The organism is Streptomyces sp. OfavH-34-F (genome assembly GCF_022347745.1).
Taxonomy (GTDB): Bacteria; Actinomycetota; Actinomycetes; order Streptomycetales; family Streptomycetaceae; genus Streptomyces.
In genome coordinates this window covers 1-10,937 of record NZ_JAKRGC010000219.1, presented here as the reverse complement: position 1 = coordinate 10,937, position 10,937 = coordinate 1, and the positions used below count along the sequence as shown (strand labels likewise).

At 73.7% G+C, this 10,937-nt stretch carries 9 protein-coding genes; all 9 read right to left on the bottom strand.

Annotated features, from left to right (window positions below; all coding sequences use genetic code 11):
• On the bottom strand, positions 1–1,953 hold a 1,953-nt coding region (locus MHW47_RS25305), incomplete at its 3' end, for a beta-ketoacyl-[acyl-carrier-protein] synthase family protein (RefSeq protein ID WP_239226081.1).
• A gap of 11 nt (positions 1,954–1,964) precedes the next feature.
• Positions 1,965–3,005, bottom strand: coding sequence for an aminomethyl transferase family protein (locus tag MHW47_RS25300; RefSeq protein WP_239226080.1), 1,041 nt, complete (start codon positions 3,003–3,005; stop codon positions 1,965–1,967).
• Positions 3,002–5,002, bottom strand: a complete 2,001-nt coding sequence (locus tag MHW47_RS25295; protein WP_239226079.1) for a GNAT family N-acetyltransferase — start codon at positions 5,000–5,002, stop codon at positions 3,002–3,004. The genes MHW47_RS25300 and MHW47_RS25295 overlap by 4 nt, the downstream gene beginning before the upstream one ends.
• 60 nt (positions 5,003–5,062) lie before the next feature.
• Positions 5,063–5,587: a 3-hydroxyacyl-ACP dehydratase FabZ gene (fabZ, locus tag MHW47_RS25290; protein WP_239226078.1), complete on the bottom strand. Its 525-nt coding sequence runs from the start codon at positions 5,585–5,587 to the stop codon at positions 5,063–5,065.
• On the bottom strand, positions 5,584–5,880 hold the full coding sequence (locus MHW47_RS25285; protein WP_239226077.1) for an acyl carrier protein: 297 nt from the start codon (positions 5,878–5,880) through the stop codon (positions 5,584–5,586). Before MHW47_RS25285 ends, fabZ begins: the two co-directional genes overlap by 4 nt.
• A 35-nt stretch (positions 5,881–5,915) precedes the next feature.
• Complete coding sequence (gene fabG / locus MHW47_RS25280) at positions 5,916–6,668, bottom strand: 3-oxoacyl-ACP reductase FabG (RefSeq protein WP_239226076.1); 753 nt, start codon at positions 6,666–6,668, stop codon at positions 5,916–5,918.
• Positions 6,665–7,693 carry a 2,3-diaminopropionate biosynthesis protein SbnB gene (gene sbnB / locus MHW47_RS25275; protein WP_239226075.1) on the bottom strand — a complete coding sequence of 343 codons (1,029 nt, stop codon included), beginning with the start codon at positions 7,691–7,693 and terminating at the stop codon, positions 6,665–6,667. Before sbnB ends, fabG begins: the two co-directional genes overlap by 4 nt.
• A gap of 56 nt (positions 7,694–7,749) precedes the next feature.
• Positions 7,750–8,763 carry a 2,3-diaminopropionate biosynthesis protein SbnA gene (sbnA, locus tag MHW47_RS25270; protein WP_239226074.1) on the bottom strand — a complete coding sequence of 338 codons (1,014 nt, stop codon included), beginning with the start codon at positions 8,761–8,763 and terminating at the stop codon, positions 7,750–7,752.
• Positions 8,760–10,937 (bottom strand): lantibiotic dehydratase (locus MHW47_RS25265; RefSeq protein WP_239226073.1); only part of this gene is annotated, 2,178 nt, incomplete at its 5' end. The genes MHW47_RS25265 and sbnA, both read right to left, overlap by 4 nt.

The window sequence follows — 10,937 nt, the reverse complement described above, 5'->3', positions numbered from 1 at the left end:
GAAGCCGCGGACCCGGGCCAGGACGCCGGCGCCCCGCTCCCCGGCCGCCTCGCGGCTCTCCAGCAGGATCGCGGCGGCGCCCTCGCTGAGGACGGTGCCGGTGCGGCCGCCGGGGACGACGCGCGCGGTCCTGGCGTAGCCGGGCAGGGCCGCCTGGGTGGCGAGGGCCTGCTCGGGGAACTCGTCGGCGACCACCACCATGATCCGGTCGGCGGCGCCGCGGGCGATGACCCTGGCGGCGAGCTGGAGCGCGCACACGGAACTGGTGCCGCCGTTGGCGATGGTCGCCGTGTAGCCGCGGAAGCGGTGCAGCATCGCGACGTGGCCGGCGGCGGCGTTGACGACGGTGTTGGCGAACAGCGACGGGTTGGCCCCGGTGATGCCCGAGCGCACGACGCCCTCGTGGAAGCGGAGGACCGAGGTCACCGGCCCGTACCCGGTGGCGAAGACGACGCCGGTGGACTCCGCCACGGCGCGCGACGGCTTGCCGTGCCGGGCGTACAGGTCGCCTACGACGGACGCGGCGAGCAGGCTCAGCGGGTCCATGCGGCGGGCCCGGCTGGGGTTGGTGCCGCGCGCCGCCGCCTTGATGTCGGCCCGGCCGACCGGCACCCGGCCGATGCCCGGGACCTCCTCGTAGGTGTCATAGCAGGGCCGCCCCTCGGCGAATGCGGCGGTGACCGCCTCGGTGCTGCCCGCCGTCCCGGCCAGGCCGGCGACGCCGGTGACGACGACCTCGCGGACCGCCTCGCGGCGCGGGGGCCGGGAGCCGGTGCGGCCGGGCCGGTTGAGGACGACGGAGGCGTTGTTGCCGCCGAACGCGAAGGAGTTGGACAGCACCACCTCGGGGCGCGCCTCGCGGCCCATGTCGGGGATGACGTCCAGGCCGTACGGGGAGGGGACGCCCCGGGTGTTGATGGTGGGCGGCAGGGTTCCCCGGTCGATGGCCAGGGTGCTGACCACGGCCTCGACCGCGCCGGCCGCGCCGAGGGTGTGGCCGAGGATCGACTTGGTGGAGCTGGCCGCCGGGATCTCCAGGCCGAACAGCAGCTTCAGCGCCTTGGGTTCGGAGGCGTCGTTGGCGGGGGTGCCGGTGCCGTGCAGGTTGAGGTAGTCGACGTCGGCGGGGGTGAGGCCCGCCGTGTCGAGCGCCTGGGCCATGGCGGAGCAGGCGCCCTTGCCGCTGGGGTCGGGGGCGGTCTGGTGGTGGCCGTCGCAGGACAGCCCGTAGCCGCCCAGCTCCGCGAGGACGCGGGCACCGCGCGCCGCGGCCCGTTCCGCGGACTCCAGGACCATGAACCCGGCGCCCTCGCCGAGGGTGAGCCCGGTGGAGGCGGAGAGCGGCGAGCACGGCTCGGAGTCCAGGGCTCCCAGCGCGCTGAACCCGTAGTGCGACAGCTCAGCCAGCGGGTCCACGCCGCCGCACACCACGTAGTCGACGTCGCCCTTCCAGAGCAGCTCGGCCGCGTAGCCGAGGGCGACGGCGCTGGCCGCGCAGGCGTTGGACAGGACGACGCGCGGGCCGCGCAGGTCGAACTCGGCCGCGATGTAGTCGCCGACGCAGGGCAGTTGGGCGGCGACCGCCTGGGCGACGTCCAGCCGGCCCTCCAGGACGAGGGTGCGGTGGGTGGCCTCCAGCGTCGGCATGGCGCCGAGGCTGGAGCCCACCACGACGGCCACCCGTTCCCGGTCGACCGCGTCGAGGTCGAGGCCGCTGCCGTCCAGGGCCTCGCGGATGGCGGTGGCCGCGAGGGCGTAGCAGCGGTCCAGGTCGGCGGGCTGCTCGGCGGTGGACATGCCCGCCCAGTCGGTGAGCAGCTCGGAGGTGTCGAAGAGGGTGTTGGTGCGGATGCCGGTGACGCCCGCGGCGATCGACGCCCAGCTCTTCTCCACGTCGTCCCCGGCCCCGGTGATCAGGCCCAGGCCGGTCAGAGCGATGTTCGGAGGTGTCATGACCGGGCCTCTCAAGCGATCTTGACGGTGAGGGAGCGGGCGATGACCCGGGGCAGGGTGACGGTGCGCACGGGGCGCTCGTCGCCCGTGCGGTCCACGGCGGCCAGCTCCAGGCCCGGCACCCAGAAGGGGGTGTCGAGCAGGGCCAGGACCAGCTCCTCCTCGGGGTTGGCGGACGGCGCCTGGTGCAGGACGGTGCCGATCCCGCGGCCGGCCGCCGTGATGGCCGTACCGGCGGCGAAGCGGCTGCCGACCGGGGCGACGAGGGCGGTGAGGCGGCGCTCGGAGCCGGTGGGGGCGGTCAGCTCGCCGGAGCCGTGGAACTCGCCGATGCGGCTCCAGTCGATCATCCAGGCCAGGTCGGCCTCGTCGACGCCCAGCTCACCGAACCCGGCGCCGTACACGCCCATCCCGGCCTCGGCCTGCACCCGGCGCAGCGCCTCCTCGCCGGTCTCGGCGCCGCCCTTGCCGGTGACGCCGGCGAGCACCGCCTCGTACGCGGCGTCGGGGGCGTCCGACAGCAGCAGGTAGCCGTACTCGCCGGTGGTGCCGACGCGGGCCAGGTGCGCGGTGGCGCCGGGGGCGTCCAGGGTGGCCTCGGTGACGGCGTGCAGGGTGAGGCCGGAGATGTCGAAGTCCACGAAGTCCGCCGCGACCGACCAGGCCGTGGGGCCCTCGAAGGCGACCGCGCCCCAGCCCTCGGGGGCTATCTCGACGGTGACCCCGTCGGCGTCGAACTGTCCCAGATAGGCGGCGAGTTCGTCAGCGGTGACGGCGGTGCGCGGCAGCAGCCACGACTCCTCGCCGATCTCGAAGTGCAGCAGGATCGCGAAGGGCTTGCCGTCCTCGTTCAGCGCCAGCACCTCGCGGACGGTGTCGGGCTCGACGTAATCGGCGGACTTGGCGAGGAAGCCGTCCAGGAAGGTCAGCCGCTCGTCACCGTTGAGCCGGACCAGCGGGGCGGTGATGCGGTAGGCGCCGACGGCGGTGCGCAGCGTGGCGTAGTCCTCGGTGGCGGTGCGGGCGGCCGGGGCGATGGTGGTGGCGGTCATGATCGGTCGTTGCCTTTCGGTTCGGTGGTGCGGAAGTGGAGGGGGGTGTCGTGCACGGAGAACAGCCAGGTGCTCTCCGGGGCGGCGGACACGCCGCCGATGAGCAGGCCCGACGGGGTGGCGCGCAGCACCAGTTCGTCGTGCGGGGCGGTGGCGGGGGCGCAGTGCAGCCACCGCCCGTCGGAGAGCCGGACGGCGGCCCGGCCGGCCCACACCTGGCGGAAGTCGCCGGTGTTCAGCTCCCAGTGCTCGCCGCCCGATGCGAGGACGACGGCCGTCCGGAGCGGTGTCTGCGGGGTGAGCCACACCACGGTCTCGCGGTCCGTTCCGCTCGACCGGGTCTCGACGCGGAGCCCGTCGCCGTGGGCGGCGATCTCCCAGTCGAGGCCGGCGTCCGGGGAGTGCAGCCCCAGCGGGTGCTTCTCCTCCCAGGCCCCGGCGGCCGGCACGCCCCAGCCGAGCCCGGCGGCCCGGTCGTGGCGGCTGTTCTCCCGGGTCACCCACAGGCCCGCGGACCAGTGGGGGTTGTAGCCGTGGGAGCGGGTACGCGGGTAGGGGCTGCGGAGCACCTTGGTGGTGCCCTCGCGCCAGACCGTGACGCCGCCGGCGGCCGCGTGCACCTCCAGGCGGCGGGCGGTGTCCGCGCCGCTGGGGCGCAGGTCGGTGCGCATCCGGGCCACGCCGTCCGGGCCGGGGGCGAGCCGGCGTTCCAGGAGCGTGCTGTGGACGAGGCGCAGGGCCCCGTCCGCCGCGAGGGCGATGCGCACGTCCGGGCCCCGCCAGGCCAGTTCGGTGCCGGCCGGGACGGTGTGGGAGGCGGCGACGATCTCGGAGGCGTCGCGCACCCCGCGGCCGAGGCCGATGGGGTGGTCCCGGCCGTCGGGGCCGGTGAAGACGCCCTGGCGCAGGCCGATGGTCTGGAAGATCCTGCCGGTGTCGGGGCCGGTGCGGGTGAACTCCTGGAGGAGGCCCGCATCGTCCAGGGTGAAGGTGCCGGTGACGGTGGCGTCGCCGTCCCGTTCGGTGACCCGGACCCCGCCCTCGACGGGCTCCAGGGTGAGGTCGCGGGGTTCGCCCTCGCGCCAGCCGGCCGGGCGGTCGGCCCGGCAGCTCGGCCAGGTCGAGACGAGCACCGGGCCGCGGTGCCCGTCCACGTGGACGCTCAGTGTGCCGTCGTCGCCGTCCACCTCGCAGGTGAGGCCGGACCGGGTGAACCGGTACGGCGCCACCCCGCGCGGGGTGCGCACCCGGTACGGGGGCTGGGCGATGCGCAGCGCCCGGGTCGCGCCGCCGGGCTCGGTGAGCCGGGCCTCGCACACGGTGCCCCGGTCCACGTCCACGGACGCGTCGATCCGGAACTCGCCGAGGGCCAGGCTGTAGTCGACGGTGCGGACCCCGTCGGCCATCCGTACGTCCGAGCGCAGCTCGTCGTCGCGGGACTCGGTGACGGAGGCGAAGCTGGTCAGGCTGCCGAGGGCCGCCGTGGCCCGCTCGCCCAGGTCGGCGAAGACGCTGCGCACGACGAGCGGGATGTAGTTGTGCAGCTCCACGTTGCCGTCCTCGCCGGGGACGGCCCGGCCCACCGAGACGCAGCCGACGCGCCGGTAGAGCCGGAAGGCCACGGTGTTGGCCGGGTTGACGGTCAGCCGGAGCACCAGGCAGCCGGTGCGCATCATCCACTCGACGGCCTCGGTGAACAGCCGTCCGGTGACCAGCCCGCCCCGGTGGGCGGGGTGGACGAAGAACATGTCCGCGATGAGTTCGCCGGCGCGGGCCGACCGCCGGCCGGTGTTGTGGAAGAGGCCGAACGTACCCACGAGCCGCTCGTCGTCCTCGGCCACCAGGAACGTCGCCGTCTCGCGCTCGGCCAGCTCGCGGGCGAGTTCGTCGCCGCTGACGCCTCCGGCGACCGGGTTGGGATTGTCCCGGTGGCGGTTGTACAGCTCCGCGATGGCGTGCGCGTCGCCCTCCTGGTACGGGCGGATCGTGAGGGCCATGGTCACACCTCCTTCTGAGGTCCTGGGGTGGTGGTTTGCCTGCGGGGGAAGGGCGGGGGTTCAGCCCTTGCGGCCGGTGGTGACGACGAGCGTCCCGGCGGCGGCGAGTTCGGAGCCGACGGTCGCCCGCACCTTCACCTGGCGCAGGCCGCCGAGGCGCTGGCCGAGCCGGGCCTCCAGCGTGAGCTGGTCGCCGGGGACGACGAGCCGGGAGAACTTCATGTTGCTGATGGAGCCGAGGTAGCCGACGCTGCGCGAGGCGTCGTCCGCCCCGGTGCCGGCGGCGTCCTGGAGGATCTCCGCGACGTAGACGACGGCGACGAGCTGGGCCATCGACTCGACGATCATCACGCCCGGCATGATCGAGTGGTCCGGGTAGTGCCCGGCGAAGAACGGCTCGTTGACGGAGACGCTCTTGACGCCGCGTCCCGAGACGCCCGGTACGACGTCGTAGGCCCGGTCGATCATCAGCATCGGCCAGCGGTGCGGCAGCATCCGCTTGATGTCGTCCGACGAGTAGCTCAGCGCCTTGCGCGCGGGAGCGGGGGCCGGCGCGTCGAGAAGTGCGGTGGTCGCGGTGCTCACGCGGCGGTCTCCCGGTCCTCGATGAAGTCGACCAGGGCGTTGATGGAGCCGAAGGCCTCGAAGTCGTCGTCGCTGATCAGCACGTCGAACTCGTTGTTGACCATGACGACGATCTCCAGCGTGTCGAGCGAGTCCATCTCCAGGCCCCGGCCGAACAGCGGCTGGTTGTCGGAGACCACGGCGGGTTCGACCTCCAGCCCGAGCCGGTCGATGATCATCGACTTGACCTTCATGTTCTTGTCGAGACGGGCCTCGGCCTGGGTGCGGATGTCCTCGAAGGTGGCGGTGGACATAACGGTTCTCTCCTGTGATGTGGTGGGTTCTGCGGTCAGTTGGGGATCATTCCGCCGTCGACGGTCAGCACCTTTCCGGTGATGTACGAGGCGGCGGGCGAGGCCATGAAGACGGCCGCCTGCGCGACCTCGGCGGGGGTGCCGGTCCGGCCCATCGGGATCACCTGGAGGGCTTCCTTCAGGTGGGCCGGTGGGACCTTCTTGACCATGTCGGTGTCGATGAACCCCGGGGCGACGACGTTGACGCGGATGCCGCGCGGGGCGACCTCGTACGAGAGGGTCTTGGCCAGCGAGATCACTCCGCCCTTGCTGGCGGCGTAGTTGGCCTGGCCGGCCCGTCCGGCGATGCCGCTGGTGGAGGCGATCAGGACGATGGAGCCGCCGCTCGCGTACATCTGCTTGGTGGCCTCGCGGGCGGTGAGGAAGGCACCGGTGAGGTTGGTGTCGATGACCTGCTGCCACTTGGCGCTGCTCATGGCCGCGAGGTGGCCGTCGGCGGTCACGCCGGAGTTGAGTACGGCGACCTGGACCGGCCCCCACTCGGTGCGCACCCGCTTGAACATCGCCATGACCTGGGCCTCGTCGCCGACGTCCGCCTGGACGGTGAGGGCCCGGCGGCCCAGGGCGCGGATCTGCTCGGCGACCTCCTCCGCCTTGGCCGCGCCGGCCCGGTAGTTGAGGACGACGTCGCAGCCCTGTCCGGCGAGCGCGAGGGCGGTGGCCGCGCCGATGCCGCGGGACGCTCCGGTGACCAGGGCACGGGTGCCCTCGGGGAACAGGAGGCTCATGCCCGGCCTCCCGCCATGGCGGCGGTGACCCGGTGCGCGCCCGGGTCGAAGCCCGGGGCCTCGCTGCCCAGGCCGTCGCGGCGGGCCGCGACGAGGATCGTCCGGGCGACGGCCAGGTCGAGGATGCCGAGGCCGAAGGGGGAGAAGACGATGGTCCCCTCGGTCTCGGGCTCCTCGCTCTGGCCGAGCGCGGTGGCGATCTCGGCGTGCACGAAGCGGCGGTGGCCCACCTCCTGCTCGGCCCGGTGCAGCGAGGTCTGCTCGCGGATCGCGTGGTCGATGTCGTCGACCACGTTGTAGGCGTTCAGGACGGACGCCGTGCTCAGGTCGCGCAGCGACAGGTGCAGGATCACCTGGTGCTCGGGGCGGTCCGGGTGGTCGGCGAGGTCGAGCCAGTAGCTGGAGTCGGTGGTGGCGATCGAGACCGTGCCGGTGCGCAGCGCGTCACCGACCTCACCGGCCACGAAGGTGATCTCCGGGCGTTCCTCGGCCAGTTGGGCGGCGAAGGTGGCGGCCCGGCCGGGCACGGCGTCCTGCACGGTGACCGTGCGCAGCTCGGGGTGGACCAGCACGAGGAAGTCCAGGACGCGCCGGTTGATCGTGCCGCAGCCGATCAGGCCCGCCGTGCGCACCGGCCGGCTGCCGTGCAGGGTGCGGCTGGCGAGGGCGGCGGAGGCCGCGGTGCGGGAGGCCGATATCTGGCTGGCCTCCAGGACGGCGGTGGGGTAGCCGGTGCGCAGGTCGTTGAGGATCTGCACGGACGAGGCGCGCTGCAGGCCGCGCTCGACGTTGGCCGGGAACGAGGAGATCCACTTCAGCCCCATGACGGGGTCGGGTCCGCCCAGGTAGGCGGGGAGCGAGATGATGCGGGAGCCGTCGTCGCCGGGCGGGCGCAGGAACCCGGAGTGCGGGACCTCCGAGCGGCCCTGGCCGTGCAGCACGTACGCGGTGCGCACCGCTTCGAGCACGTCGGGGTCGAGGCCGTCGAGCGCGGCGGTGACGTCCTCGCGACCGAGGATTCTCATGTCTGGTCAATTCCTCTGCGTGGATGGTCGGTTGAGTGGTCCGAGGGGGTCTGCGGTCAGCCGAAGCGGGACTCGACCCAGGAGTCGCTGTAGATCGTGTCGAGGTAGCGGTCGCCGCCGTCGGGAAGGATCGCGACGCAGGTGGCGCCGGGGGTGATCCAGGAGGCGGCGTCCATCAGGGCGGAGATCACCGCGCCGGACGAGCCGCCGGCGAGGATCGACTCCCGCCCCAGCAGGGCGCGGCAGCCGCGTACGCAGTCCAGGTCGGTCGTCTTCACCACCCGGTCCGCGAGCCCGGGGCGCAGCAGCGCCGGGACCACGGCCGCGCCGTGTCCGGGGATGGTGCGGCGGTGCTGCCGCTCCCAGGACTCGGGCGGGCCGAAGATCACACTGCCCACCGCGTCCACCGCCACCACCTGGGTGGGCAGGTTCTCGGCGGCGATGTACTCGGCGCAGCCGCGCAGGGTGCCGGTGGTGCCGGCGGCCAGGAAGAGGTAGTCGGGGGCCTGCGGCAGCGCTTCGTGGATCTCGCGCATGGTGTGCTGGTGGGCCAGGGCGTTGTACTCGTTGCCGTACTGGTTGGGCCAGTAGGCTTCGGGCACGGTGGTCAGGAGTTCCCGCACCCGCCTGATCCGGGACGGCAGGTACTCGCCGGTCTCCGGGTCGCGGTCCACGATCTCGACGGTCGCCCCGTACGCCCGCATGATCGCGGTGTTCTGGGTGGTGGTGCGCGGGTCGACGACGCAGATCAGGTCGAGCCGGTAGAAGTTGCAGAGCTGGGCCAGGGCGATGCCGAGGTTGCCGGAGGAGGACTCCACGACGGTGGAGATGCCGGGCACCAGCGCTCCGGTGGACAGGGCGTGCTCGATCATGGAGCGGGCGGCCCGGTCCTTGATGGAGCCGCCCGGGTTGAACCGCTCGCACTTGCCGTAGACCTGGAAGAGCGCCGGCGGGAAGAGACGGTCCAGGGCGACCAGCGGGGTGGCGCCGATCGTCGCGATGATGTCCGGATCGCGACGGCGGGCCGCGGTGACTGCGCGGGCCGTCGCGTCGGAGGGGGCTACGGTCATTCCGGTACCTTTCTGCTGATCTGGAGCCGGAGTTCGCTGACGTAGCGCTCGCCCCCGGCCCCGGTGAACCAGGAGTCCCGCGGGTGCGGCAGCGGCTCGCTGAGGATCACGGTGGTGTCCTCGCCGAGGCGCCGGGCGCGGCGGACGAGGTTGGCGAAGGAGAGCACGAGGGTGGGGCTGGTGAAGTCGACCAGGGACGGCTTGGTCTCCTGGGGGAACTTCACGAACGCCTGGTCGGGCAGTCCGCTCGCGCGCAGCCAGCGCCGTACGGCCAGGTAGTCGCCCGCCCGGTCGGGTTTGGCGGCGAGCGGGATCTCCCCGGCCGGCACCCGCCAGGTCTCCCGGAACAGGACGAGCCCGTCGAGGCTCACGCGCGGGGCGTGCGGCTGGTCGAGCCCGATCTTGAAGGCGTCGGCGGCGATGATCGACACCGGTACGGCGAGCAGTTCGGCCATGCTCCACGCGCGCCCGTCGGGCGTGGTGGCGGTGACCGTGCCGTCCCGCTCGGCGAGGGTGATCGCGGCGGCGGCGTCGATCCGGGACCGGTCGTCGAACGGGGCGCGGGTGAAGCCGATGAGCCGGTCGCCCGCGCCGATCGGGGCGGGCACCATCCGGCCGCTGTTGCGCTTCCAGTCGACGGGCAGCAGCGGCACCAGGCGGGGTGCGTCGACGGCCGCGTTCACCCGGTCGCGCAGCGAGGCGGCGCCGCTGGTCCAGTCGAGGAACGGCAGGTCGCAGGTGGCGAGGCAGGCGTGCAGCTCACCGAGGACGGTGGTCAGCCCGCCGTCCGCCTCCCGGACGACTTGGAGGTCGGGGCTGTGCAGGGCGAGGTGCGGGGAGCGGACGGGGCCGGTGGCGAAGACGGCCCGCGCCCGCCGCTCGATGTCCGCGACCCGCAGCCCGACCGGTTCGGTGCCGGCCGGGTCGAGGTCGAGGACTTCGCGCCACTTGCGGGCGAGTTCCCCGGTCGCGGTGTGCACCGGCCGGGCGCCGTCGCCCCAGAACAGGCCGAGCACCTGGGGCCAGACGTCGGCGAGGGTGACCTGGGGGCGCCGCGCCGCCGCGGTCCGGACGAACCCGGCGATCTCCGCCTCGGCCAGTTCCGCCAGGCGGTTGCCGAACCAGTCCGCCGCGTCCGCCACCAGGGCGAGCGGGCGGGCGATGCCGTCCAGGAAGTCGGTGCCGACCTCGACCCGGCAGTCCCGCACCGCGTCCTGGTAGCAGAGGGTGCGGCCGGCGTAGGCCTTGCCCTCGTCGCGGGAGGCGTCGAGTCCGGTCGTCGCGACGAAGTAGGCGTCCAGCTCGTCGAGCCGGTCGGCGAGTTCACCGGAGGTGGTGGCGGCGTCGATGGCCTCGCGGTGCCGGTCCAGTTCGGTGAGGACGGTCTCGAAGCGGACGAACATCTCGGGGTCGGCGACGGCGGCGACCCGCCGTCGCAGTATCCGCTCGGCGCGCACGTCGACCGGGATGTTGGCGTCCCAGGTCAGCACACGCTGCTTGAGCAGCCGGTGGAGGATCTTCTCGACGCGGGGCCGCGCCCCTTCGGGCTCCCAGCCGTCCTCGCGGATCAGGGCCTCGGTGATCGCCGCGCCGTTGCGTTCCCCGTCCGCGTGGGCGAGGACCTGCCGGTCCTCCGGGCGGAGCCGGGTGACGCGGCCGCCCGGCAGCAGCAGCCGGTCGCCGTCGAGGTGGACGTCGGGGCGGGGCAGCGGCGGGAACCACCAGCGGGCGCCGGGCTGGGCGACCATCCAGTCCGCGAGGGCGGCCAGCGCCCAGCGTTCGAAGTGCGTACGGCTCCGCGCGACCAGCCGCTCGCCGTGGTCCACCGCGAGACTGCCGGGCGCCCGCCCGACGGACATCCAGGCGGCCGGGCCGAAGAAGCCGATGGTCTCGGCCTTGGCGCAGTAGCGCAGCCAGTACATGGCCAGGGTGCGTTCGCGCTGCTTGCGCTTGGACTCCTTGCCGGTGCCGGCGGCGAGCGCGTCGAGCACGCGGTAGACGGTGCGGTTCTGCCAGGCGATGGCCGTACGGACCTTCTCGTCGCCGGCCAGGGCGGCCAGCCGGTGGGTCTCGGCCGCGCTGTCCGCGAGGTAGGCGGCGGCGAACGCCTCGGCGTCGCCCCGGTCGGCCGCGGCGGCCGCCGCGGGCCCGCCGAGCAGGTCGAGGCCCGAGGG